Source organism: Cellulomonas endophytica (assembly GCF_004123805.1).
GTDB lineage: Bacteria > Actinomycetota > Actinomycetes > Actinomycetales > Cellulomonadaceae > Cellulomonas > Cellulomonas endophytica.
In genome coordinates this window covers 1-24,171 of record NZ_RWJX01000054.1, presented here as the reverse complement: position 1 = coordinate 24,171, position 24,171 = coordinate 1, and the positions used below count along the sequence as shown (strand labels likewise).

Sequence of the window (24,171 nt, the reverse complement as noted above, 5' to 3'; positions counted from 1 at the left end):
CGTGCGCGGTGCAGGCCGACCTGGCCGTGGCGCTCGAGGCGGAGGAGCGCCGGCGGCAGGCCGAGCTCGGGGTCCCGGCCGCCCGGCGCGGGCAGGGCGTGGCCGCCCAGCTCGGGATCGCCCGACGGGTGTCCCCCCACCGCGGGCAGGTGCTCCTGGGCACCGCGAAGGCGCTGACGGAGATGCCCTGCACCGCCGCCGCGCTGCGTGCCGGGGCGCTGGACGAGTGGCGCACCACCCTGCTCGTCCGCGAGACCGCGTGCCTCGAGCGCGAGGACCGGGCCCGGGTGGACGCCGAGCTGTGCGCCGACCTGGACCGCCTGGACGGGCTCGGCACCCGCCGGCTGGTCGCCGCCGCCCGCCGACGCGCGGCCGAGCTGGACCCCGCCGCCCTGGTCCGGCGCCGCGCCCGCGCCACCGCCGACCGGTCCGTGAGCCTGCGGCCCGCCCCGGACGCGATGACCTACCTGACCGCGCTGCTGCCCGTGGCCCAGGGCGTCGGCGTCCTGGCGTCCCTGCAGCGGGCCGCCGACACCGCCCGCGCCACCGGCGACCCCCGCCCGCGCGGGCAGCTCATGGCCGACCTGCTCGTCGAACGCACCACCGGCCAGGCCAGCGCCCAGGCCGTGCCCGTGCGCGTCGACGTCGTCCTGCCCGCCACCACCCTGCTGCACGACGGCGACGAACCGGCCCTGCTCCTGGAGACCGGCGACGTCCTACCCGCCGCCACCGCCCGCGACCTGATCACCACCGCCGCCACCGCCACCACCGGCCAGGCGGGTGCACACCACGCCGTCGGCGACAGCGGTGACACGGAAGCTCACCGACGGAGTGGAACCACCCGAGCCCACGGGAACACGGGGGTACCCGCGACGACCGCCGGCAGCAGGGACGCCGCTCCGGATGGGCCTGGGTCGCCGATCGCGGCGTGGGTGCGGCGCCTGTACGCCGACCCCGGCGGGCACCTGATCGCCACCACCAGCCGCGCCCGCCTGCGCCCCGACGGCCTCGCCGCCCTCATCCGCGCCCGCGACGGCGGCATCTGCCGCACCCCCTGGTGCGACGCCCCCATCCGCCACACCGACCACATCACCCCCGCCGCCGACGGCGGACCCACCAGCCTCACCAACGGCCAAGGCCTGTGCCAGACCTCCAACCACACCAAGCAGGCCCCCGGCTGGCACCAGCACGTCGACACCGCCACGACCGCCCACCGCGTGACCACCACCACCCCCGGCGGCCTCACCGCGACCTCCACGCCTCAACCCGCGCTCGCGCCCACCCCGCCGGGCACCCCACCGCGGGCGGCGATGGCTCCGCCCGACCTGCGCCCACCCCGACCGGCCCGACGGGCTCGCCGGCGCCCGCGGACGCGGGTCCGCACCGTGTTCGTGCACGTCGCCGGACCGACCGCTTGCGAGCTCGCGCTGGTGAGCGCGGTCGACACGCCGCCCGGCGGCTGACGACGCACGGCCGTCGGGCCTGGCCCGGCCGTCGCCGACTGGACCCCCGATCGGACGGAACAGACGGGTCGGACGGACGGACGGTGGGACGGTGGACGGTCGGGCGTTCGGACGGCGCGACCGACCCGGAGGGGCCGACCACCGATGGGTCAGACGGGCGGAGCGGGGGCTGGACGCCCGGGTCCCCGGGCAGCACGCTCGGGTCCGTGGCCCCGCCCTCTCCCCCTGTCGACGAGGCCGGCCGACCATCCGGCGCCGACGCGCCCGAGCAGCGGCGCACCCTGCGCGTCCTCGTGCTCGCCCAGGTGCTGTCGGGCGCCGGGCTCGCCGCGGGCATCACGGTCGGCGCCCTCCTCGCCCAGGACATGCTCGGGACCACCGGGCTCGCTGGGCTGCCGACCGCGCTCTTCACCGCCGGCGCCGCCGGCACCGCGCTCCTCGTCGGGCGCGTCTCGCAGCGCAGGGGTCGGCGCCCGGGTCTCGCCCTCGGCTACGCGGCCGGCGCGGCCGGCAGCGCCGGCGTCGTGGTCGCGGCCGTCGCGGGATCCGTGCCGCTGCTCCTGCTCGCCCTGCTCGTGTACGGCGCCGGCAGCGCGACGAACCTCCAGGCGCGCTACGCCGGTGCGGACCTGGCGGCGCCGCCGCGGCGCGGCCGCGCGGTCAGCACGGTCCTCGTCGCGACGACGTTCGGCGCGGTGGCGGGCCCGAACCTGGTCGGCCCGCTCGGCGCCCTCGCCCGCGGCTGGGGCATCCCCGAGCTCGCCGGGCCCTTCCTCCTGTCCGGTGCGGCCTACGCGGCAGCCGCCCTCGTCCTCGGCGCCCTGCTCCGACCCGACCCCCTGCTCCTGGCCCGGACGCGCGCCGAGCAGCGCCGGGCGGCGGGCGGCGCGCCGCCGCCCGACCCGGACGCGGCCGCCGTGCGCCGGGCGGTGCTCCTGGCGGGGACCGTCATGGTCGTGACCCAGCTCGTCATGGTGGCGGTCATGACGATGACGCCCGTGCACATGCAGGCCCACCACCACCCCGTGACGGCGACGGGGTTCGTCATCGCCGTCCACGTCGGGGCGATGTACCTGCCGTCGCCGCTGGCCGGGATGCTGGTCGACCGGGTCGGCGCCTCCCGCACCGCCGCGCTCGCCGCCGGCGTGCTCCTGCTCGCCGGGGTCGTCCTCGCCGCGGTCCCGGGCGCCTCCGTCCCGGGTCTCGCCGTCGGCCTCGGGCTGCTCGGGCTGGGGTGGAGCCTCGGCCTCGTCGCCGGGACGGCGATGCTCGGCGACGCGGTGCCCCTCGCGGCGCGGGCACGGACGCAGGGCGCGGTGGACCTCGCCGTGGCGGTGGCGGGCGCCGGAGCAGGGCTGGGGTCCGGGCTGGTCGTCGCGTGGGGCGGGTTCCCGCTCCTCGCGCTGGCGGGAGGCGCGCTGGCCCTGGCGCTGCTGCCGGTCCTCGCCCGCGGGGCGCGCCGGACGGCCGTCTGACGTGTCGGCGGCCCGTGCCAGGATCGCGGCGTGGACCCCCGGACCCTCGTGCTCGTCGGGCCGCCCGGCGCCCCGGTCGTCGAGGTGGCGCGGGCGCTCGCGCGGCGCCTCGGCGTGCCCGTCCTCGACCCGGCCGAGGAGCTCGCGCGCCGCGCCGGGGGCCGCGACCCGGGGCTCGTGCTCGTCGAGGACGGGGAGGACGCCTTCCGCGCGCTCGAGCGGGCGGTCGTGGCCGACGCCCTGGCCCAGGCGCACGGGGGAGGAGTCGTCGCCGTCCCGAGCGGCGCGGTGCTCGACGCGGGCACCCGCGAGCGGCTCGTGGGGGTCGGAGCGGCCGGCGGGGCGGTCGTGCACCTGGAGCTCGACGCCGGACGGTCCGCGAAGCTCGCCGGGCTGGACGCCGCCGGAGCCGTGGCGCTGGGGGCCACCCGGGCGCGCTGGCGCGCGATGCTGGCCGAGCGGCGTCCCCTGCTGGAGGCGGTGAGCACGCACGTGGTCGCCGCCGGCGAGGCCGCGGGACCCGGGGCCGACGAGGTGCTGGCGACCGCCGTGGCACGGGCGGTCGGCCTGCGCGCGGTCCGCCCGGTCGTCCTGCGGGGCGGGCTCGCCCTCGGCACCGGGACGCCCAAGGTGGTCGTCCCGCTCGTCGCCGCGACGCCGGGCGCCCTCCTGGCAGCAGCCGCGGACGTGCGCGCGGCGGCTCCCGACCTCGTCGAGTGGCGGCTGGACGCGCTGGCGGGCGGGCCCGAGCCCGGGGTCGTCGCCACGCTGGGGCCGCAGCTCGTCGCGGCCCTCGGCGGCCTCCCGCTGCTCGTGACGGTGCGCACGGACGCCGAGGGCGGGCCGCGGCCCGTCAGCGGGGAGGCCTACGTCGCCGCCTACGCCGCCGGGCTCGGCGCGGGGGTCGCCGACCTCGTCGACGTCCAGCTGCTGACGACGGGCGACGCCGGCGCCGCCGTCGTCGCCGCGGCCCGCGCCGCCGGTGTCCCGGTGGTCGGCTCCAGCCACGACTTCGCCGGCACGCCGGCAGTCGACGCGCTGGTCGGCACGCTGCTGGCGCTGGAGAGGCGGGGGGCCGACGTCCTCAAGGTCGCGGTCATGCCCCGCTCCCCCGCCGACGTGCTGACGCTGCTCCGGGCGACGTGGGAGGCCGGCGCGCGCACCGACCGTCCGCTGCTGACCGTCTCGATGGCGGCGGACGGGGTCGTGTCGCGGTTGGCCGGCGGGGTGTTCGGGTCCTGCGCGACGTTCGGCACCGTCGGCGCCGGTTCGGCCCCCGGGCAGGTGCCGGTGGCCGACCTGCGGGCCGCGCTGGCGCTCGTGCACGGCGGGCTAGGGTGACCGCCGTGCCCGAGCCGCTCCCCGCCCGCGGCCCCCGCGTCGTCCTGTGCGGCCCGATGGGCTCCGGCAAGTCCTCCGTCGGTGCACGGCTGGCGCGCCGCTGGGGCGTCACGCTGCGCGACAGCGACGCCGACGTGGAGGCCGAGGCCGGCCGGGCGGTGGCGGAGGTGTTCCGCGACGAGGGCGAGGCCGCGTTCCGGCGCCGCGAGCACGAGGCGGTGGTGCGGGCCCTGCGCGAGCACCCGGGCGTGCTCGCGCTCGGCGGCGGCGCGGTGCTCGACCCCGGGACGCGCGCGGCGCTGGCGGAGTACGTCCGTGCCGGGGGCGCGGTGGTGCTGCTCGAGGTCTCCGCGGACGCGGCGGCGGCCCGCATCGGCGGAGGCGCCTCGCGGCCCCTGCTCGCCGGGGACCCGCGCGAGCGCTGGGAGACGATCGCGGCCGCGAGGCGGCCGGTCTACAGGGAGGTCAGCACGGTGGTGGTGAGCACGGACGGGCGCGACCCGGACGAGGTGGCGGCGGCGGTCGAGGCGGCCGTGGGCACGGGAGACCGCACGGGAGACGGCACGCCCGGGGCGGTGGCGCCCACCCGCATCACCGTGAGGGGCGACGTCCCCTACGACGTGGTGGTCGGCCGGCACCTGCTGGGCGAGCTCGACGCCCTCGTCGGCGCGGACGCCCGCAAGGTGCTCGTCGTCCACCCCACGGCCCTGGCGACGACCGCCGCCGCCGTGCGCGACGACCTGCTCTCCGGCGGCCGCGAGGTGCTGCTGGCGGAGGTGCCCGACGCCGAGGCGCAGAAGACCGCGCAGGTGGCGGCCTTCTGCTGGGGCGTCCTCGGGCAGGCGGACTTCACGCGCACGGACGTCGTGGTCGGGCTCGGCGGCGGGGCGACGACCGACCTCGCCGGCTTCGTCGCCGCGACGTGGCTGCGCGGCGTGCGGGTGGTCCACGTGCCGACGACGCTGCTCGGCATGGTCGACGCCGCCGTGGGTGGCAAGACGGGCATCAACACGACGGAGGGCAAGAACCTCGTCGGGACGTTCCACCCCCCGGCGGGCGTGCTCTGCGACCTCGCCGCGCTGGCCTCCCTTCCGCGGTGGGACCTCGTCGCGGGGCTCGCCGAGGTCGTCAAGTGCGGCTTCATCGCCGACCCGGTGATCCTCGACCTCGTCGAGGCGCACGCCGACGAGCTCACGGACCCGGCGCGGGCGGCCACGTCCCCGGTGCTCGCCGAGCTGGTCGAGCGGGCCGTCGCCGTCAAGGCCCGTGTGGTGGGCGAGGACCTCAAGGAGGCCGGCCTGCGGGAGATCCTCAACTACGGGCACACGCTCGGGCACGCCATCGAGCACGTCGAGCGCTACCAGTGGCGGCACGGCGCCGCCGTGTCGGTCGGCATGGTCTTCGCGGCCGAGCTCGCGCGGCTCGCAGGCAAGCTCGACGACGCCGTGGTCGACCGGCACCGCGCGGTCCTCACGCGGCTCGGGCTGCCGGTCGGCTACCGCGGCGACCGCTGGGACAAGCTCCTCGCGGCGATGCGCCGGGACAAGAAGGCCCGGGGCGACCTGCTGCGGTTCGTCGTGCTGGAGGACGTGGCACGTCCCGCACGGCTCGAGGGCCCGGACCCGACCCTGCTCGTCGCCGCCTACGCGGAGATCGCCGAGGGCGTCGTGCCGTCGCGCTCCATCGCCCTCTGACGCCTCAGCGCAGGTTCTCCGGGACCGCCTCGAGGTAGGCGGTGAGGTTGCGGCGCACCTCGCCGACGCTGTCGCCGCCGGTCTTCTCCAGGAGGGCGTCCGCGAGGACGAGCGCCACCATGGCCTCGGCGACGACGGCCGCGGGCGGCACGGCGCAGACGTCCGAGCGCTGGTGCTGCGCCTGGGCGACCTCGCCCGTCGCGACGTCCACGGTGCGCAGGGCGCGCGGGACCGTCGAGATCGGCTTCATGGCGGCGCGGACGCGCAGCGGCTCGCCGTTGGTCATGCCGCCCTCGAGCCCGCCGGCGCGGTTGCTCGTGCGCAGGAGCCGTCCGTCGGGGCCGCGCTCGATCTCGTCGTGCGCGGCGGACCCGCGGCGCGTGGCCGTCCGGAAGCCGTCGCCGACCTCCACCCCCTTGATGGCCTGGATGCCCATGAGGGCCGCGGCGAGGCGCGCGTCGAGCCGCCGGTCGCTGTGGACGTAGCTGCCCAGGCCCGAGGGCAGCCCGTAGGCGAGCACCTCGACCACGCCGCCGAGGGTGTCGCCGGCCTTGTGGCAGTCGTCGATCTCCGCGACCATCGCCGCCGACGTGGCGGGGTCGGCGCACCGGACGGGGTCGGCGTCGAGCCGCGCGACGTCCTCGGGGAGCGGCAGCGGCGCGTCGTCGGGCACCGCGACCGGGCCGATGCCGACGACGTGCGCGACCAGCCGGATGCCGGCGGCCTGCTCGAGCAGGTGCGCGGCGACGGTGCCCAGCGCGACGCGGGCAGCGGTCTCCCGCGCCGAGGCGCGCTCGAGGACCGGCCGCGCGTCGTCGAACGCGTACTTGCGCATCCCGACGAGGTCCGCGTGGCCCGGGCGCGGCCGCGTGAGGGGGGCGTTGCGGGCCCGCGCCAGCAGCGCCGGGTCGTCGACGGGGTCCGCGGACATGACGTCGACCCACTTGGGCCACTCCGTGTTGCCGATCTCCACGGCGACCGGGCCGCCCTGGCTCGTGCCGAGGCGGACACCGCCGAGGATGCGCACCTCGTCCTGCTCGAAGGACATGCGCGCACCGCGCCCGTAGCCGAGGCGGCGGCGCGCGAGGGCCGCCCGCAGGTCCTGGGTGGTCACCTCGACGCCCGCCGGGAGGCCCTCGAGGACGGCCACCAGGGCCGGGCCGTGCGACTCTCCCGCGGTCAGCCAGCGCAACATGCGCCGATCATCCCCCACGTCGGGACGTGGACCGGCCCGCGTCCGGGCTGCGGACGCGGGCCCGGCGCCCGGCCTCAGCCCTGGTCGGCCTGCACGGCCGTGCCCGTGCCCGTCGGCACGTCGGACGGCACCGTCCCGGCCGTCGTCGTGGCTGCGGTCGACGGCGCCGCCACGCCCGTCGTCGCGGCCGCGGCCGCGGCGGCGGCGGCCGCCTGGGCGGAGGCCGCGGAGGCGGCGGCCTCGGTGGCCTCCGCCAGCCGCTGCTCGATGGCGGCGCTCATCTGCTCCAGCGCCGCCGTGGCGGCGTCGGCGGCCTGGGTCGAGGCCGCCGCCTCCAGGACCTGCTCGGGCGTCACCGTCGTGGCGCTGTCGGGCAGGAAGACGCTGCGTCCGGGCGTCTCGGGCAGCGGCCCGGTCACCACCGGCGGCGCCGGGACGGCCTCGGCCCCGGTCGCCGGCAGCACGAAGGCCCACGTCCCGACGACGGCCCGGATGTCCCCGGCCGCCGCCGCGGGCGCGCCGTCCTCCCCGCCCGACGGCTCGAGGGCCGAGACGCCGAGCGAGGTGACGAGCAGCTGCCGCTCCAGCCCGGTCTGGAGGGCCCGCACGAAGGCGCGCACGCCGTCCACGGAGCCCTCGACCGTCGTGGTCACGGGGACCGCCACCCTCCCCGCCGGTACGGCGGCCGCGACGGCCGTCGCGGTGGTGGCGACCTCCCCGCCCGACCCCTCCGAGCCGGCGTCGTCGGACCCCGGCACCGTGGGGTCGACCGGCACGGACGTGCTCGTCGTGCCCGGGCCCCCCGCGAGGTCGACCGCGTCCGCGACCTCGACGGCCACGAGCGTGACGCCCGCACCCGACGCGGCGGCGGCGACCTCGCGGCTGAGGGCCGTGAGGGCGGCGTCGGCCGGCAGCTGCAGACGGAGCTCGGCGAGCTGCGCGCGCAGCCCGTCGATGCCGGCGAACTCCGTCGCGACCTCGTCGAGACGGCCGGCGAGGACGGCGTTCTGCGCACGCACGTCGTCGGCCCGGTCGTGGGTCGCGGCGGCGGCGTCCATCATGGGCCCGAGCACGAGCAGCCAGGAGCCGACGAGGGCCCCGAGGCACACGACGCCGCTGCCGGCGACCCAGCGGACGGGCAGGGTGCTGCTCATGACTCCCCCTGGGTGTCGGTGACGTCGTCGAAGCGGTGCGAGAGGGCCTCGGCGTCGACCTGCACCGAGCCCGAGACGCTGTAGGGCAGGCCGCCCGCCCCGCCGGAGTCGTCCCGGCGCACGGCGTCGATGCGCGCGTCGGAGAACCCGGGCAGGGCGTCGAGGGCGTCGGCCCACGCCGCGGTGTCGGGCACGCCCGAGGCGTGGCCGGCGAAGGTGAGGGTGCCCAGGCCCGTCGTGACGAGCGGGTCGGTGCTCGCCTGCACCGGGGCGACGGGGGTGGCCCCGAGGTAGTCGACGGTGGTGAGGGAGATGCCGTCGGGCGTCACGGCGACGAGCGCCCCCAGCCGTTCGGACCACAGGACCTCGCCCCCGAGGACCTGCCGGCGTGCTGCCAGGGTCTCGTCGAGCGCCGTGCGCACCGTGGACAGCTCCGCGTAGGGCGCCTGCTGCGCGACGAGCCGGGCGGTGTCCGCCTCGGCCTGCGCCAGGTCCGCGTCGGCGGTGTGCGTCTGGAGCTGGGCGACGGCCGCGACCGTGCCGATCGCGACGGCCGTGACGGCCGCGGACGCCAGCACCCAGCGCTTGACGACGCCGAGGGTGCGCGCCACGCGCACCTCGTCGGGCAGGAGGTTGACCTGCGGGGCCCGGGGCGCGACGGAGGGAGCCGTCGTGGTCGTGGCGACCGCGGGCGCGGTGCGCGCGGTCATGCCGCCACCCCGAGCGCGAGGCCGACCGGCGTGGTGAGGGACGCCTGCTGGGCGGCGGCGGCGTCGAGGTGCGCGGTGGCGGCCACCTTGAGCGCGGCGAGCGGGTCGCCGTGGACCACGGTGAGACGGCTCGTGCTGGCCAGGTAGCGGTCGAGGCCGCGCAGCCGGGCGCCGCCGCCGCTGAGGACGGCGACCTCCACGCCGGCACCGGGGTTGTTGCTGCTGTAGTACACGCAGGTGTTCCGGATGGCCTCGACGAGGGGCCGGACGACCGTGCTCACGGCCTCCCCGGCCACCGCGAGGTCGTCGCCCAGGGGCAGGCCGATGCCTGCGGCCCGCTTGACCTCCTCCGCCTCGGACGCCGCGATGCCGAGCGCCCCGGCGACCGCGTCGGTGACGTTCTGGCCGCCCGAGGGCAGCAGGCGCACGAAGCGCGGGACGCCGCCCGCGACGATGACGACCTGGGTGATGCGCGCCCCGATCTCGACGAGCGCCACGGTCCGCCCGTCGTGGGCGCCGTGGGTGAGCGCGCGCTGCAGAGCGAAGGCGTTGAGGTCGACGAGCCGGGGGCGCAGGCCGGCCGACTCCACGGCCAGGAGGTTCGCGCGCACGGTGTCCCGCGTCGCGGCGACGAGCATGCCCTGCACCATCCGGCCGGAGGGGCCCTCCCGCTCGCCCGTGGCGTGGTAGTCCAGGAGCGCCTCCTCGACCGGCCACGGGATGAGCTCCTGCACCTGGAAGGGCAGGGACGCGCGGATCTGCCCGAGCGGCACCCACGGCAGCTCGAGCTCGCGGACGACCACGCGCTGGTTGCCGACGCCGATGTTGACGTCGCGCGACGAGAAGCGCCCACGCGCCCACAGCTCCTGCAGGGCGGCGGTGACGGCGGCCGCGTCGGCGACCTCGCCGTCGCGCACGGCGCCGAGCGGCAGCGGCACCTGGGCGTAGCGCCGCAGGGTCGCGGCTCCCCGGGCGCCCCGGGCGAGCCGCACCTCGGCGGCGCGCACGTGCGTGCTGCCGAGGTCGAGCCCGATGACTCCTGCCTTCGGCACGGAGGTCTCCTCTGTCGTGGTTCCGTCGTGGTTCCGTCGTGGTGCGAGTGGTCCGACCGGCCTATCGGCGGCGGGGGCCGTCGGCTGAGCGTCAGGCGAGCAGGGACACGTAGGCGTCCCAGGCGGGCTCGCCGACGAGGGCCCCGAGCGCGGCCCCGACGAGCATCCACGGGCCGAACGGGATGCCCGTCCGCCGGCCGGCGCGGCGGGTGGCCATGAGCCCCAGCCCGAACACCCCGCCGAGCAGGAACGCCGCGAAGGCGCCGACCGCGAACGGTCCCCACCCGAGCCAGGCCAGCGCCGCGCCGAGCGGACCGGCGAGCTTGACGTCGCCGAAGCCCATGCCGCCGGGCTGGGCGAAGCGCAGCACGAAGTACCCCGCGAAGAGCGCGGCGCCGCCGACGGCCGCCCGACCCAGCGCCGCCCAGTCCCCCGTGCCGGCGCTCGCCAGGGTGAGCAGCACCGCCAGGACCGGGTAGGCCGGCAGGACGATCGCGTTCGGGAGGCGCTGCGTGTCGAGGTCGATGAGCGCGAGCGCCACCCCGATGGCCACGAGGTACGCGTAGGCGGGGACCGCCCACGGCGTCACGACGAGCGGGACGAGCGCGACGAGGACCGCCGTGCCGGCCTCGACCAGCGGGTACCGCCGGGAGATCCGCACGCCGCAGTCGCGGCAACGCCCGCGCAGGAGGAGCCAGGACAGGACGGGCACGTTGTCACGGGGCCGCACGGCGTGGCCGCAGGCGGGGCACGCGCTCGGCGGGTGCGCGACGGACTCCCCGCGCGGCACGCGCCAGACGACGACGTTGAGGAACGAGCCGACGGCGAGGCCGAGGACGGCGCAGAAGGCGACGAGAGGGCCCGTGGTCACGACGTCACGTCCCGCTTCGACACGACTTGCATGGGCGGGACCGCGTCGGGGGCCTGCATGCTTCGGCCCACGGGCGCGTAGGTGAGGGTGGTCGGGTCCTGCAGCGAGACGCCGCACCCGATGATCTGCCCGCGGAAGTCTTGAGTGGGGCCGACAGGAGCGCCCGTCGTGGCGCGTTCCTCAGGTGATGCGCCGAGTTGCACCCCCTGCGCGCTGTAGAGCAGCACGCGTGTCCGTGGACCCGTCACGATGCCGCCGTTTCGGATAACTATGTTTGGCGTCCGCGATTCGCAACTCGTCGCAGTATCGGGCCATGGACTGACGATCGAGACCGCGAACTCCTTCTCGCCGGTGCCTGCGGCCGCCTCGAAGCGAATCGGGCCGTCGAGGGTGAACTTGTTGACGAGGAGCGTGACGTCGCCGTTGAGGGTGACGACGAGCGGGGGGTACGGCTCCCCCGGCTTGGCCGTGCGCATGGTGACCCCGCCGGGGCAGTCGGACGTGGAGTCTGCGACGACGCCGAGGGGGCTGTCGGAGGACCGGGCGCCCCACCCGGAGAAGTTGCAGAAGTTGTAGTAGTCGTCCGTCCAGTACTTCACGAAGTCCTGGAAGTTCGGCACGAAGTACCGTTTCCACCAGCGCGAGTCCGAGCGCGTGATGCGCGGGAAGGCGAGGGCGGGCGAGCTGGGGTCGAACGGGCCCACCACCGGAGCGCCCTGGGTGCTGCACGGGCTCGACGGGGTGTAGGTGCCGGACACGTAGAGCGTGCCGGTGTGCGTGAGGGCGGGGCGGGTCTCGGCGCAGGTGACGTCGCCCTGGACGCTGACGTCCGCGTTCGTCGTGCCCTGCCCCAGCACCGACAGGGGCGCGACGAGGCGCAGGGAGGTGCCGGCGGTGATCGCCGGCAGCGGCTTCGCGACGGCCTCGACCGTCCGGGTCCGGCTGGCCGCCTCTCCGTCGACGCCGGGGTCCGCCGCCGTCCCGGTGGAGGTGAGCCGCACCTCGGCCGCCGCTGAGGTGGGGCACTCGTCCTCGCGCCACGGGCCGTTCGTCGCGTGCCAGTCGACCTCGACCCGGAACACCGGGGCCGTGCCCGCCGGGCTGGTGATGACGCCCGACACGCAGGTGGCCAGGTTGAGGAGGGCGTGGTCGACGCCGCCCTCGGCGGCGGCCCTCGCCTGGACCCCGGCGCGGTTGGCGCCCGCGAACCCGGTGCTGAAGGTGGCGGTCGCGAGCAGCGTCACCGAGACGACCGCCAGCACCGCGACGATGGCGAGGACGGAGGCCAGCGCGGCGCCCCGCTCGCCGTCGTCGGCGCCGCGGTCCGGGCGTCGACGCAGGGCGTCGCGGGCGCGGCCCGTCGTGCGCGTCGTGCACGTCCTCAGAAGCATGGTGCGCTCCCGGTCTGACCCTGGGGTCGCTTGCTGATGGCGGTGGACAGGACGACGGGCTTGCCGCGGCCCGTCGCGACGGTGAAGCCGAGCTCGACGCCGCGGGACGTGGCGGTGAGGACCGCCGGGCCCGTCAGCCCCGCGGCGGGCGTGGGCGTCGGGGACCCCGACGGCACCGGCCGCGCCCGCGGGGTGACGCCGCGCGCGAGGGCGGTCCAGCCCGCGGGGATGCCGCTCGACGGCGGCGTGAGGGCGGCGGCCGCGCCCGCGCTCTCCGGGACGCGCCGGGTCCACACCGTGTCTGCCGCGGCGTCGTACCACCAGGCCTCGCACCGCCACGTCGCGCCCGTGCCCCGGGTGCGGACCACGAGCAGCTCGTCCGGGTCCGAGGACGGGGTCGGGCGGACGTACGTGACCCGGAACGCCGAGGCGTTGCGCACGCCGGCCTCGACGGAGCCGGCCACGGTCTGGGCGGCGTCGCCCGCGCGCGTGAGGTCCCCCGTGTCCCGCTGGGACAGCAGCGTGCTCTCGAGCAGCAGGCCCGCCAGCGGCAGCAGGACGACGAGGATCGCCATCGACACGATGAGCTCGACGAGCGTGACGCCCCTGTCCCTGCCCGCGAGCCTCGTGCGCCACCCGCGGCGCCGGCCGGTGCTCACGAGCCGTCCATCGCGAGGCGCGTCGTGGCGGCGGCGATCCGCTTGCCAGGCGCCGTCGTGTGGACGACCCAGACGTCGTACTCCACGACGCCGGCGCCCGGGCACTGACCGTCGATGTCGGTCCGGGTCTCGAACGCGCCGCCGCGGGGGTCGGGCGTCGTCACCACGACCGCGCCGTTGCGGTCGTCGCAGATCGTGTTCGGCACCGCCCGCTTGGCCTCCATCTGCTCGGCGACGAGCCGCGAGGCGGTGGCGAGGCGGACGCCCGTCGCGGAGGCGCGCGTGACCTCGAGGACCAGCGGCAGGACCGCGAGGGCGACGAGCGCGAGCAGGACCATCGCGATGACGGTCTCGACGAGGCTGAAGCCGGCGTCGTGGCCCGGGTCCGGCGCGGCCGGGGTCATGGCGGTCCTCCTCTCGAGGTCGGCGCGGTGGTGGTGCGGGAGTGCGGGCCGGACGCGGGGACGGGGTGCGACGGCCCTCCCGTCGCACCCCGTCCGCAGCGTCAGCGTCAGCAGGCGGTGGTGGTGATGCCCGTGCTGTTCGTGACGTAGTACGTCGGGGCGGCGGCGGAGGCCGACTTCGCCGACAGGCAGAACGTGCCCGCGGACTTGTCGAACTTCACGACGTTCAGCTCAGACGTCGAGGACGACGCCTTGTAGACCGTGGTGGGCAGTGCGGCGTTGATCGTCGGCGCGAAGGCGGTGTCCTCGAGCATCTTGACGACGACGGCCGTCTTGGCGCTCGACAGGTCGGCCTGCGCCGCGTTGTCCTTCGCCTTGTTCTGCTGGTTCAGGTACACGGGGATCGCGATGGCGGCGAGGATGCCGATGATGATGACGACGACGAGCAGCTCCACGAGGGTGAAACCCTTCTGGTTCTCGTCGAGGGCCTTGCGGACACGAGCCAGCATGGGGGCTCTCCTTCGGGTGTCGCGGTGGTGAGCAGTCGCTCCGTTCGTCCCTCTCATCGGCACCCCGCGGCCGGCCCTGAGGCGTCGGGGACCAGGTGGCGCCGGTCGTCCGGCCCGGGCCGGAGGTCGCCCCGGGAGACGACGACGCCGCCCGGCCCGGGGCCGGACGGCGTCGACGGAGCGGCGGCGCGGTGCGCCCGCGCGGTCACTCGATGAGCGTGAAGATGTCGAAGATCGGCAGGTAGAGGGCCACGATCATGCCGCCGATGACGACGCCGAGGACCGCGATCATGAGCGGCTCGATGAGCGAGGTGAGCTGCTCCGTCGTGCTCTGGACCTCCTGGTCGTAGAACTCCGCGATCTTCCCGAGCATCGTCTCCAGGGCACCGGCGTCCTCGCCGACGGCGATCATCTGGACGACCATCGGCGGGAACACGGGGTGCTCCCCGAGCGGCCCCGCCAGGGGGTGCCCGTTGCGCACGCTCTCCTTGATGCGCACCACGGCCCGCTCGACGGCCCAGTTGCCGCTCGTCTCCCCCACGATGTCCAGCGCCTGCAGGATCGGGACGCCGGCGCCCATCATCGTGCCGAAGTTGCGGCTGAACCGGGCGATCGCCACCTTCTTGAACAGGGTGCCGAACACGGGCAGGCGCAGCTTGAGCGGGTCGACGACGGACCGCACGCGCGCGTCGTACCGGTGCTTGCCCCACCACCAGGCACCGACGAGCCCGGCGACGAGGAGCACGGGGCCGGCGTAGCGCATGACGTGGCTGAGCTCGACGAGCACCCGGGTCGGCAGCGGCAGCGTGCCGCCCATGCCCGCGAACATGTCCTGGAACACGGGCACGATGAAGACGAGCATGCCGACGACCGCCAGGACGGCCATGCCGAAGACCATGACGGGGTAGGTCATGGCGGCCTTGATCGTCGAGCGGAGCCTGACCTCGGACTCGTAGTTCGCCGCCACCGACAGCAGCGCGTCGTCGAGGAAGCCGCCCGTCTCCCCCGCGCGCACGATGTTGACCATCAGGGGCGGGAAGACGTCCTTGTGGGCGCCCAGCGACACCGACAGCGCCTGGCCGTTCTCCACGTCGTGCCGGACGCGGCCGAGCACCCGGGCCAGGGTCTTGTTCTGGGTCTGCTCGGCGAGGATCGACAGGGTCCGGATGAGGGACAGGCCCGAGGAGACCATCGTCGCCATCTGCCGGGCCATCACCGCGATGTCCTTGAGGCCGACCCGCTCGCCGAGGGCGGGCAGCCGGACCTCGCGCCGCAGGCCCGTGGTGGTCACCTCGGTGATCGCCACCGGGGCGAGCCCCATCGTGCGCAGCCGGTTCGCGACGGCGGCGGTCGTCGTCGCCTCGATGCGGCCCTTGACGAGCTTGCCGCCCCGGTCGCGGACGGCGTACTGGAACGTCTTCGTCCCGGCCATCAGAGCCCGCCCCCGAACGAGCCGAGGCCCACGGGCGCGCCGAAGGCGTCCGTCCCGAGGTCGGTCCCGAGGTCAGGATCCGGCGCCGGGGCGCTGCCCGAGGCGCGACCGCTGCCCGTGCGGTTCGTCAGGCGCGTGTAGTCCTCGACGTGGTGGCACCTGTCGAGGCCGTCCTCGTACGTGATGCGCCCGGAGACGACGAGCTGCGCGAGGTCCTGGTCCAGCGTGTGCATCCCGAACTGCCCCCCGGCCTGCATGACGGAGTAGAGCTGGTGCGTCCGGCCCTCGCGGATGAGGTTGCGGATCGCGGGCGTCGCGACGAGCACCTCCGTGGCGACGACGCGGCCACGGCCCGTCGCCGTCCGGCACAGGGTCTGCGACACGATGCCCTGCAGGGCGCCGGCGAGCTGCGTGCGGATCTGCCCGTGCTGCTCGGCGGGGAACACGTCGACGATGCGGTCCACCGTCTGCGCCGCGTCCTGCGTGTGCAGCGTGGCGAACACGAGGTGGCCGGTCTCCGCGGCGGTGAGCGCGACGGAGATCGTCTCCAGGTCCCGCAGCTCGCCGACGAGGATGATGTCGGGGTCCTGCCGCAGGGCGTGGCGCAGGGCGGAGGTGAAGGACTGCGTGTCGGCGCCGACCTCGCGCTGGTTCACCAGGCAGCCCTTGTGCCGGTGGAGGAACTCGATGGGGTCCTCGACGGTGACGATGTGGTCGTGGCGCGTCCGGTTCGCCAGGTCGAGGATCGCGGCGAGGGTCGTCGACTTTCCCGAGCCCGTGGGGCCGGTGACGAGCACGAGCCCGCGCGGCAGGCCGGCGAAGTTGCCGACGACCGCCGGCACGCCCAGCTGCTCGAGCGGCGTGATCTCGTGCGGGATGACGCGGAAGACGGCACCCACCGAGGACCGCTGCTGGTACAGGTTCACGCGGAAGCGCGCCGCGCCCCCGAGGGAGTAGGCGAAGTCGAGCTCGAGGTCGGCCTCGAAGCGGTCCCGCTGGCGCTGGGTGAGCGTCGCGAAGACGCTGCGGCGCAGCGAGTCCGCCGCCAGGACCGGGTAGCCCTCGAGCGGGCGGAGGGAGCCGTCCCGGCGGACCGTCGGCGGCGCGCCGACCGTGAGGTGCAGGTCGGAGGCCCCGACGGCCATCGCCGCGCGCAGGGCCGCGTCGAGGTCGACGTCGTCCGCGTCGGACGCCGCAGCACCCCCCGGGCGGGCGGCACCGGCGAGGGCCGCCGCCCGCGGCGCCCGCGGACCGGTCGCCGGGTCGGCCGGCCCGGGCGCCAGGGGCGCGAGCGGGACGAGGGCGGGCGCCACGGGGACGGGTGCGAGGGCGGGCGTGGGGAGCTCGCTCACAGGTGCGCCTCCAGGTCTCGGGCAGGTCGTCGGGCAGGTCGTCGGGCAGGTCGTCGGGCAGGTGGTCGAGCAGGTCGTCGAGCGGGTCGTCGAGCGGGTGGGCCGCCCTGACAGGGCCTATCGGCACCGGGGCGGAGCGCGTGAGGTGGCCCTCAGGCGACGACGCGCAGGACCTCCTCCATCGAGGTGAGGCCGAGCAGCACCTTCGACCAGCCGTCCTGCCGCAGCGGCACCATGCCCTGGCGCCGGGCGGTGCGGGCGATGTCGGCGCTGGAGGAGCGGGCGACGGCGTGCCGCTCGATCTCCTCCGTCACGCGCATGACCTCGTGGATGGCGATGCGCCCGCGGAACCCGGTGCGGCTGCACGCCTCGCAGCCGACGGGGCGGAAGGTCGTCGGGCGCTCCCCGTCGGGGGCGAGCCCGAAGCCGGCGACGGCGAGCTCGTCGTCGCTCGGCCGGTACGCCTGCTTGCACCGGTCGCACAGGCGGCGGGCGAGGCGCTGGGCGACGACGGCGTCCAGCGCGGACCCGACGAGGAAGGGCTCGATGCCCATCTCCACCAGGCGCGTCACGGCGGACGGCGCGTCGTTCGTGTGCAGCGTCGAGAGCACGAGGTGGCCCGTGAGCGCGGCCTCGACGGAGATCTGGGCCGTCTCGTGGTCGCGGATCTCGCCCAGCAGCACGACGTCGGGGTCCGAGCGCAGGATGGAGCGCAGCGCGCCGGCGAACGTGAGGCCCGCCTTCGGGTTCACCTGGACCTGGTTGACGCCCTCGATGCGGCTCTCGACCGGGTCCTCGACCGTGATGACGTTGATCTCGGGGCGCGACACGGCGTTGACGGTCGCGTAGAGCGTCGTCGACTTGCCGGACCCGGTGGGGCCCGTGACGAGGATCATCCCGTAGGGCTTCGTGTAGGCCGCGCGGTAGGCGTCGAGGTTGCCGGCGAGGAACGACAGGTCGCGCAGGTCCAGACGCGAGGACGAGCTGTCGAGGATCCGCAGGACGATCTTCTCGCCCCACACCGTCGGCAGCGTCGCCACGCGCAGGTCGACCGTGCGGCCGTTGTGCGTCACGGACATGCGGCCGTCCTGCGGCTTGCGCCGCTCGGCGATGTCGATGTCGCTCATGATCTTCACGCGCGAGATGACGCCGCCCTGGATCTGCTTGGGCGCCCGCTGGGTCTCGTGCAGCACCCCGTCGATGCGGTAGCGGATGCGGACGTCGTGCTCCGCGGGCTCGATGTGGATGTCGGACGCGCGGTCCGTGATGGCCTGCGCCACGAGGAGGTTGACGAAGCGCACGACCGGCGCCTCGTCCTCGGCGACGTCGCCCATCCGGGTCAGCTCGTCGTCCTCGTCGGGGGCGACCTCCTGCTCGAAGGCCGACGAGAGGTTCTCGATCTCGCCGTCGACCCGGCAGAAGCGGTCGATGGCGCGCGCGAGGTCGTCCTGCGTCGCGACGACGGTCCGCACCGCCATGCCGCAGTACGTGCGCACGTCGTCGACGGCGACGACGTTGCCCGCGTTGGCGGTGGCGAGCACGAGGACGCCGTCCTCGATGGCGATGGGCAGCACGACGTGGCGCCGGCACAGCGCGCCGGGCACGAGCGAGACGGCCATGCGGTCGACCGGGTAGTCCTCGAGGTCGATGAACGCCATGCCGACCTGGGCGGCCAGGGCGGCCACGAGCTGGCGCTCGTCGAGCAGGCCGATCTCGACGAGCGTGCGGCCCAGCGACTGCCCGCGCACCCGCTGCTCGGCGAGCGCGGCGGTGAGCTGGGACTCCGTCACCAGGCCCTCGTCGAGCAGGATCTGACCGAGCTGCCTCACGCGTCTCCTCCGGGGTCGTCGCCGGCCGCGACGCGCCGGGCGGTCGCCGGACGTCGGGCCTCGCCTCCCCCATCGGCGTCCGGACCCGGACCCTGAGGGGTCGCCGGACGGCGCGCTACCGGGCGAGCGCCGCCGTGAGCGCCGCGTCCATCGCGGCCACCGGGGCCGGGCGGCCCGTCATGAGGCGCACCTGCTCGACCGCCTGGTGCAGCAGCATCCGGTCGCCGCCGACGGTGGACCCGCCGAGGTCGAGCCACGCCCGCTGCAGGTCCGTCGGGCGCGGGTCGTACACGACGTCGAGGAGCGTGCCGGGCAGCGGCGTGCCCGCGGCCCGCAGCTGCGCCGCGAGCTCGTCGGGCGCGTGCGCGGGCAGGGTGGAGACGACGAGGTCCGCCTCCGGCAGCCGCGCCGCCGCCTCCCGCAGCGGCACGAGGTGCGGGTGCAGGCCCATCCGGCCCGCGGCGGCGAGCAGCGCGCCCGCGCGGCCCGGGGACCGCACGAGGACCTCCGCCTCCGGGACCCCGAGCTGGGCGAGGGCCGCCAGGGCCGAGGCCGCCGTCGCGCCGCCGCCGAGGACGACCGCCCGCCGCGGCGCGGGCGCCCCGGGGCCGCGCCCCTCCCCCAGCGCGGCGACGAGGCCGTGCACGTCCGTGTTGAGCGCGACGAGCTGCGGCCGGGTGCGCCCGGGCTGCAGCAGGACGGTGTTGGCGGCGCCCACGACGACCGCCAGGGGGTCGACGTGGTCCACGAGCCCGAGCAGCGCGTGCTTGTGCGGCATCGTCACGCTGAGGCCGGCCCAGCCCGCGTCGAGCCCCGCCAGCAGCGCCGGCAGGTCCTCGGGCAGCACGTCGAGGGCGGTGTACGACCAGCCCTCGAGCCCGAGGGCGGCGTAGGCGGCCCCGTGCAGGACCGGGGACAGCGAGTGCGCGACGGGGTGGCCGACCACCGCCGCGCGGCGGGGGCCGGGGGCGGCGGCGGTCATGGGCGCGACGTCACTCGTTCTCCGCCAGCCACTGCTCGTAGAGGCGGCGGTTGGCGTTGTGCTCGTCGTTCGTCGTGGCGAAGAGCGTCTCGCCCGTCTCGAGGTCCACCGTCACCCAGAAGAGCCACGTGCCGTCCTCGGGGCTGAGCACGGCGTCGATGGACGCCGCCCCGGGCGAGGCGATGGGCGTCGGCGGCAGGCCGCCGACGAGGTAGAGGTTGAACGGGTTGGTCGGGTCCTCGAGGTCCGCCGTCGTCAGGTCGCGCCCCGACTTGCCCGCGCCGTAGGCGACCGCGGCGTCGATCTGCAGCGGCATGCCGCGCTCGAGCCGGTTCTCGATGGCCCGCGCCATCTTGGGGCGGTCCTCGTCGCGGCCGGCCTCGCGCTCGACGAGCGAGGCCTTCGTGAGGACCGTCTGCCACTGGTCCGCCGGGATGGCGCGCTGGTTCAGCACCGCCACCGTCTGGGCGACCATGGGGGCCAGCACGTCGGCGGCGGTCGCCTCGGGCTCCACGTCGTAGGTGGCGGGGAACAGCCAGCCCTCGAGCTGCCCGCCGGCTTCCGCCGGCAGGCCCGTCGCGGCCGGGTCGGCGGCCGCCGCCTCCAGGTCCGCCAGGGGCACGCCCGTGACCTCGGCGGCGCGCGCGAGCACCTGGTCCCGCGTGAAGCCCTCGGGCACCGTGAGGCGGGTGGTGGCGCGGCTGGCCGGGTTGAGGAGCGCCTCGACGGCCGCGCTCGCCTTCATCTCCAGCAGGAGGTTGTACGTGCCGGGGCCGATGGTCGCGGCGTCGGCGTTCGCGGCGAACGCGTCCGCGAAGGCCGCGGCGGTCGCGACGACGCCGGCCTCCGTCAGCACCTCGCCCATCTGCGCGCCCGTCGCGCCCTCGGGGATGACGACCTGCGCCGACGGCCGCCCGGGGCCGGGGTAGTCCTCCACGCCGGCGGACGTGCCGCCCTCGTCGCGGATCCCGCCGAGGAAGGAGGTCACCGCCCACGCGCCGCCGCCGAGGACGAGCGCGACGACCGCGAGGACGACGAGCAGGCGTCGCCGCCGCTGCCGTCGTCGTGCCGCCTGCGCCCGCCCGCGGGCGCGGGACCGCCGCTCCCCGAGGGAGCCGTCCACGCCCACGAGGAGGTCGTCCGCCGACCCGGCGCGGGTCGTCGTGCCCTGGGTGCCGTCGTTCACGTCCTGTCCTCTGCGTCCGTCGGGTCGGCCGGTGCCCCCGCTGCCCGCCGCTGACCGTGCTCCACCCGGGGCCTGACCGGCTCCCCGCTGCGCCGTCCCGTGGCCCGCTCCGCGTCCAGCGCCGTCGTGAGGATCACCACGGCGGCGGCCTGGTCGACCACCTGCCGGTGCTTCCGGCCCGCCCGGCCGGCCTCCCGCAACGCGCGGTGCGCGGACACGGTGCTCATCCGCTCGTCGACGAGACGGACGGCCACCGGGGCCACCGCGCTCGCCAACGCCTCAGCGTACGCGCGCGCCGCCGCGGAGGACGAACCCTCCGACCCGTTCAGGTGGCGCGGGAGCCCGACGTACACCACCTGCGCACCCCGCTCCTCCACCTCCGCCACGATCGTGGCGACGTCGGCGGGCCAGGCGGCGCCGGGCGCCGGGCGCGCCGCGCGGGCGAGCGTCGCCACCGGCGTGGCGACGAGCCCGTCCGCGTCGGACGCGGCCAGACCCACCCGGACCGTGCCGACGTCGACGGCCAGGCGGGCGCCCCGGGGGACGGACGGCCCCCCGGGCTCAGCCAACCGCGCCGCGCTCGAGCTCGAGCTCCAGGGCCCGCAGCGCCTCCGGCAGGGCCGCCGGGTCCTGGCCGCCGCCCTGCGCGACGTCGTCCTTGCCGCCCCCGCCGCCGCCCAGCACGGTGGAGGCGACGCGCACGAGCGCGCCCGCGCGGGCACCGGCCGTGCGGGCGGCCGCGTTCGTCGCGACGACCACCACGGGCCGGCCCTTGGCGACGCCGCCCACGGCCACGACGGCACCGGCGGAGTCGCCGAGGCGCGCGCGCACGTCGAGCGCGAGGGTGCGCAGGTCGTCCGCGCCCGCGACCTCGCCCGCGTCGTGGGTGACCACGCGCAGGCCGCCGCCGAGCGTCCGCGCGCCGGCCGCCAGGCCGCCGGCCTGGGCCAGCACCTGGGCCTGGCGCAGCGCGCCGAGCTCCTTCTCCGCGTCGCGCAGCCGCGTGACGAGGGAGGAGACGCGGTCGGCCAGGTCGTCGGGGCGTGCCCCCAGCAGGCCGGAGAGCTGGCCGACGAGGGCCCGCTCCTTGGCCTGGTAGCCGTAGGCCCCGGCACCGACGAGCGCGTCGACCCGGCGCACGCCGGAGCCGATGGAGGACTCGCCGAGCAGCGTGACGAGGCCGAGCTCGCCCGAGCGCCCCACGTGGGTGCCGGCGCACAGCTCGCGCGACCAGTCCCCGCCGATGGACACCACGCGGACCTCCTTGCCGTACTTCTCGCCGAAGAGCGCCATCGCGCCCAGGGCGCGGGCCTCGTCGATCGGCATGGTCGTGTCGGTGACGTCGAGGTCGTCCTGGAGCCGGTCGTTCACCCGCTGCTCGATCTCGGCCAGGGCGCCCGCGGGCACCGCGGACCCGAGGCGGAAGTCGAAGCGCACGCGGCTCGGCGCGTTCTCCGACCCGGCCTGCGTCGCGGTGTCGCCCAGGGACTCGCGCAGCGCCTTGTGGACCATGTGCGTCGCGGTGTGCGCCCGGGCGATGGCGCGGCGGCGGTCGACGTCGATGCGCGCGACGCCCCGCTCGCCGAGCGTCAGCGTGCCGTCGACGAGCCGCCCCCGGTGCACGTTCAGCCCCTTGATCGGCGCCTGCACGTCGTCGACCTCGACGAGCGCCCCGCCCTCGAGCGCGATCGTGCCCTGGTCGGCGAGCTGGCCGCCGGACTCGGCGTAGAAGGGCGTCACGTCGAGGATCACCTCGACGTCCGCGGGCGCCGTGGCGGTGGGCGCGGCCACGCCGTCGACGAGCAGCCCGACGACGGCGGCCTCCGCCGTGTCGTCCGTGTACCCGACGAAGCGGACGGCGCGCGCGTCGCCGGCGGCACCGGCCAGCGTCGCGTGGACCTCGCGGTAGGCGGAGGTGTCGGCGTGCCCGGTCTTCTTCGCCAGCGCGTCCGCGCGGGCGCGCTGGCGCTGCGCCTGCATGAGGCTGCGGAAGGCCGTCTCGTCGACCGCGACGCCGTGCTCGGCCGCCATCTCCAGCGTGAGGTCGATGGGGAAGCCGTAGGTGTCGTGGAGCTGGAACGCCTGCTCCCCCGTCAGCAGCGGGCCGGTCGCCGCCGGCGTCTCCTGCGCGCGCCGCACGGCGCCCTCGAGGATCGTCGTGCCGGAGGTGAGCGTCCGCAGGAACGCGTCCTCCTCGCCGTAGACGACGCCGGCGATGCGGTCGAAGTCGCGCGCGACCTCGGGGTAGGACGGGCTCATCGCGTCCCGGCTCACCGGCAGCAGGTCCGGGAGCGTGGCCGCGTCGACGCCGAGCAGCCGCATGGAGCGCACCGTGCGCCGCAGGAGGCGCCGCAGCACGTAGCCGCGGCCCTCGTTGGAGGGGCTCACCCCGTCGCCCACGAGCATGAGGCTGGAGCGCACGTGGTCCGCGACGACGCGCATGCGCACGTCCGCGTCCTCGTCGGCGCCGTAGCGGCGGCCCGTGAGCGCCTGCACCCGCTCGATGACGGGGAAGACCTCGTCGATCTCGTAGATGTTCTGCTTGCCCTGCAGGAGGAACGCCAGGCGCTCGAGGCCCGCACCGGTGTCGATCGCCTTCTGGTCCAGCTCGCCCAGCAGCGGGTAGTCCTTGCCGGAGCCCTCGCCGCGCACGTACTGGTCGAAGACGAGGTTCCAGAACTCGAGGTAGCGGTCGCCGCCGGGGTCGACGGTCCCCCCGACCGCGTCCGGGCCGTACTCGGGCCCGCGGTCGTAGTGGAACTCCGCGCAGGGGCCCGCCGGTCCGGGCTGCCCCGTGTCCCAGAAGATCTGCTCGCGCGGCAGCCGGACGATGTGCTTCGGGTCGACCCCGACGCCGGTCAGCGCGTCCCACGCCTCCGTGTCCTGGTCCCACGTCGTCACCCAGATGCGGTCGCCGTCCAGGCCGTAGCCGCCACGCTCGAGCGGCGTGGTGATGAGCTCCCACGCGAGCTCGACGGCGCCCTGCTTGAAGTAGTCGCCGAACGAGAAGTTGCCGTTCATCTGGAAGAACGTGCCGTGACGCGTCGTGCGGCCGACGTTCTCGATGTCGTTCGTGCGGATGCACTTCTGCACGCTCGCCACGCGCGGCCACGGCGGCTGCTGCGTCCCGAGGATGTAGGGGATGAACGGCACCATGCCGGCGATCGTGAAGAGGATCGACGGGTCCGGGGAGATGAGCGGCACGGACGGCGCGATGGCGTGGTCCTTGCTCGCGAAGAAGTCGAGCCATCGCTGGCGGACGTCGGCGGTGCGCATGAGGTCCTCGTGGGGTCGGGTGGCCGGGGCCGGGGTGTCAGAAGAAGGGGTAGCGGTCGTCGTCGTCCGGGTCCTCGGTGGGCTCGTCGGCCCACGCGGCCGGGGCGCTGCGACGGGCGCGCTCGGCGAGCTCCGCGGTGCCGGTGGGGCCGCCGCGCCCGGGCCGGCGGCCGCGGGCGGCGCGTCCGGGGGCTGC

The 24,171-nt window shown here is 76.3% G+C and carries 20 protein-coding genes; 4 read left to right on the top strand and 16 right to left on the bottom strand.

Features of this window, described 5'->3' with window-relative positions; genetic code table 11:
* The first annotated feature begins 8 nt into the window (after positions 1 to 8).
* The 4 genes from EJA20_RS13730 to aroB all read left to right on the top strand — a co-directional run bounded on the left by EJA20_RS13730 (position 9) and on the right by aroB (position 5,973).
* Positions 9 to 1,463: an HNH endonuclease gene (locus tag EJA20_RS13730; protein WP_420836436.1), complete on the top strand. Its 1,455-nt coding sequence runs from the start codon at positions 9 to 11 to the stop codon at positions 1,461 to 1,463.
* A gap of 206 nt (positions 1,464 to 1,669) precedes the next feature.
* Positions 1,670 to 2,938, top strand: a complete 1,269-nt coding sequence (locus tag EJA20_RS13725) for an MFS transporter (RefSeq protein WP_129338936.1) — start codon at positions 1,670 to 1,672, stop codon at positions 2,936 to 2,938.
* A 30-nt stretch (positions 2,939 to 2,968) separates the two neighbouring features.
* Positions 2,969 to 4,279, top strand: a complete 1,311-nt coding sequence (gene aroD, locus EJA20_RS13720) for a type I 3-dehydroquinate dehydratase (protein ID WP_129338935.1) — start codon at positions 2,969 to 2,971, stop codon at positions 4,277 to 4,279.
* A 56-nt stretch (positions 4,280 to 4,335) separates the two neighbouring features.
* Complete coding sequence (gene aroB, locus EJA20_RS13715) at positions 4,336 to 5,973, top strand: 3-dehydroquinate synthase (RefSeq protein ID WP_129338950.1); 1,638 nt, start codon at positions 4,336 to 4,338, stop codon at positions 5,971 to 5,973.
* A gap of 4 nt (positions 5,974 to 5,977) precedes the next feature.
* Here aroB and aroC read toward each other — a convergent pair whose 3' ends face one another.
* From aroC to alaS, 16 genes are all read right to left on the bottom strand, one after another.
* Positions 5,978 to 7,168: a chorismate synthase gene (gene aroC, locus EJA20_RS13710; RefSeq protein ID WP_129338933.1), complete on the bottom strand. Its 1,191-nt coding sequence runs from the start codon at positions 7,166 to 7,168 to the stop codon at positions 5,978 to 5,980.
* Positions 7,169 to 7,242: 74 nt separating this feature from the next.
* Positions 7,243 to 8,322 (bottom strand): hypothetical protein, encoded by a 1,080-nt coding sequence (locus EJA20_RS13705; protein WP_129338931.1) that lies wholly within the window; start codon positions 8,320 to 8,322, stop codon positions 7,243 to 7,245.
* Positions 8,319 to 9,032 carry a PilN domain-containing protein gene (locus EJA20_RS13700; RefSeq protein ID WP_129338929.1) on the bottom strand — a complete coding sequence of 238 codons (714 nt, stop codon included), beginning with the start codon at positions 9,030 to 9,032 and terminating at the stop codon, positions 8,319 to 8,321. The genes EJA20_RS13705 and EJA20_RS13700 overlap by 4 nt, the downstream gene beginning before the upstream one ends.
* On the bottom strand, positions 9,029 to 10,084 hold the full coding sequence (pilM, locus tag EJA20_RS13695; protein ID WP_129338927.1) for a type IV pilus assembly protein PilM: 1,056 nt from the start codon (positions 10,082 to 10,084) through the stop codon (positions 9,029 to 9,031). Before pilM ends, EJA20_RS13700 begins: the two co-directional genes overlap by 4 nt.
* Positions 10,085 to 10,175: 91 nt before the next feature.
* Positions 10,176 to 10,955, bottom strand: coding sequence for a prepilin peptidase (locus EJA20_RS13690; protein ID WP_129338925.1), 780 nt, complete (start codon positions 10,953 to 10,955; stop codon positions 10,176 to 10,178).
* Complete coding sequence (locus EJA20_RS13685) at positions 10,952 to 12,346, bottom strand: pilus assembly PilX N-terminal domain-containing protein (RefSeq protein WP_129338923.1); 1,395 nt, start codon at positions 12,344 to 12,346, stop codon at positions 10,952 to 10,954. Before EJA20_RS13685 ends, EJA20_RS13690 begins: the two co-directional genes overlap by 4 nt.
* Positions 12,337 to 13,005: a prepilin-type N-terminal cleavage/methylation domain-containing protein gene (locus tag EJA20_RS13680; protein ID WP_164983985.1), complete on the bottom strand. Its 669-nt coding sequence runs from the start codon at positions 13,003 to 13,005 to the stop codon at positions 12,337 to 12,339. Before EJA20_RS13680 ends, EJA20_RS13685 begins: the two co-directional genes overlap by 10 nt.
* Complete coding sequence (locus tag EJA20_RS13675) at positions 13,002 to 13,409, bottom strand: prepilin-type N-terminal cleavage/methylation domain-containing protein (protein WP_129338921.1); 408 nt, start codon at positions 13,407 to 13,409, stop codon at positions 13,002 to 13,004. Before EJA20_RS13675 ends, EJA20_RS13680 begins: the two co-directional genes overlap by 4 nt.
* Positions 13,410 to 13,516: 107 nt before the next feature.
* The gene (locus tag EJA20_RS19790) at positions 13,517 to 13,918 is read right to left on the bottom strand and encodes a type IV pilin protein (RefSeq protein ID WP_129338919.1); all 402 of its coding nucleotides are present in this window, start codon (positions 13,916 to 13,918) and stop codon (positions 13,517 to 13,519) included.
* A gap of 205 nt (positions 13,919 to 14,123) precedes the next feature.
* On the bottom strand, positions 14,124 to 15,350 hold the full coding sequence (locus EJA20_RS13665; protein WP_129338917.1) for a type II secretion system F family protein: 1,227 nt from the start codon (positions 15,348 to 15,350) through the stop codon (positions 14,124 to 14,126).
* The gene (locus EJA20_RS13660; RefSeq protein WP_276319547.1) at positions 15,350 to 16,702 is read right to left on the bottom strand and encodes a type IV pilus twitching motility protein PilT; all 1,353 of its coding nucleotides are present in this window, start codon (positions 16,700 to 16,702) and stop codon (positions 15,350 to 15,352) included. Before EJA20_RS13660 ends, EJA20_RS13665 begins: the two co-directional genes overlap by 1 nt.
* Positions 16,703 to 16,854: 152 nt before the next feature.
* Positions 16,855 to 18,531 carry a GspE/PulE family protein gene (locus EJA20_RS13655; RefSeq protein WP_129338913.1) on the bottom strand — a complete coding sequence of 559 codons (1,677 nt, stop codon included), beginning with the start codon at positions 18,529 to 18,531 and terminating at the stop codon, positions 16,855 to 16,857.
* Between the two features lie 115 nt (positions 18,532 to 18,646).
* Positions 18,647 to 19,513: a shikimate dehydrogenase gene (locus EJA20_RS13650; RefSeq protein WP_129338911.1), complete on the bottom strand. Its 867-nt coding sequence runs from the start codon at positions 19,511 to 19,513 to the stop codon at positions 18,647 to 18,649.
* Between the two features lie 10 nt (positions 19,514 to 19,523).
* On the bottom strand, positions 19,524 to 20,699 hold the full coding sequence (mltG, locus tag EJA20_RS13645) for an endolytic transglycosylase MltG (protein WP_240675498.1): 1,176 nt from the start codon (positions 20,697 to 20,699) through the stop codon (positions 19,524 to 19,526).
* A complete protein-coding gene (gene ruvX, locus EJA20_RS13640) occupies positions 20,696 to 21,268 on the bottom strand; it encodes a Holliday junction resolvase RuvX (protein ID WP_129338909.1) in 573 nt (190 codons plus the stop codon). Before ruvX ends, mltG begins: the two co-directional genes overlap by 4 nt.
* Positions 21,261 to 23,975 carry an alanine--tRNA ligase gene (alaS, locus tag EJA20_RS13635; protein ID WP_129338907.1) on the bottom strand — a complete coding sequence of 905 codons (2,715 nt, stop codon included), beginning with the start codon at positions 23,973 to 23,975 and terminating at the stop codon, positions 21,261 to 21,263. Before alaS ends, ruvX begins: the two co-directional genes overlap by 8 nt.
* Between the last annotated feature and the right edge of the window lie 196 nt (positions 23,976 to 24,171).

What these genes read in the sequence shown, in the direction of transcription:
- EJA20_RS13675 (WP_129338921.1), bottom strand. Translation starts at nt 13,409, where the DNA reads ATGACCCCGGCCGCGCCGGACCCGGGCCACGACGCCGGCTTCAGCCTC.
- EJA20_RS13650 (WP_129338911.1), bottom strand. Translation starts at nt 19,513, where the DNA reads ATGACCGCCGCCGCCCCCGGCCCCCGCCGCGCGGCGGTGGTCGGCCAC.
- aroC (WP_129338933.1), bottom strand. Translation starts at nt 7,168, where the DNA reads ATGTTGCGCTGGCTGACCGCGGGAGAGTCGCACGGCCCGGCCCTGGTG.
- alaS (WP_129338907.1), bottom strand. Translation starts at nt 23,975, where the DNA reads ATGCGCACCGCCGACGTCCGCCAGCGATGGCTCGACTTCTTCGCGAGC.
- EJA20_RS19790 (WP_129338919.1), bottom strand. Translation starts at nt 13,918, where the DNA reads ATGCTGGCTCGTGTCCGCAAGGCCCTCGACGAGAACCAGAAGGGTTTC.
- EJA20_RS13665 (WP_129338917.1), bottom strand. Translation starts at nt 15,350, where the DNA reads ATGGCCGGGACGAAGACGTTCCAGTACGCCGTCCGCGACCGGGGCGGC.
- aroB (WP_129338950.1), top strand. Translation starts at nt 4,336, where the DNA reads ATGGGCTCCGGCAAGTCCTCCGTCGGTGCACGGCTGGCGCGCCGCTGG.
- EJA20_RS13685 (WP_129338923.1), bottom strand. Translation starts at nt 12,346, where the DNA reads ATGCTTCTGAGGACGTGCACGACGCGCACGACGGGCCGCGCCCGCGAC.
- EJA20_RS13705 (WP_129338931.1), bottom strand. Translation starts at nt 8,322, where the DNA reads ATGAGCAGCACCCTGCCCGTCCGCTGGGTCGCCGGCAGCGGCGTCGTG.
- EJA20_RS13700 (WP_129338929.1), bottom strand. Translation starts at nt 9,032, where the DNA reads ATGACCGCGCGCACCGCGCCCGCGGTCGCCACGACCACGACGGCTCCC.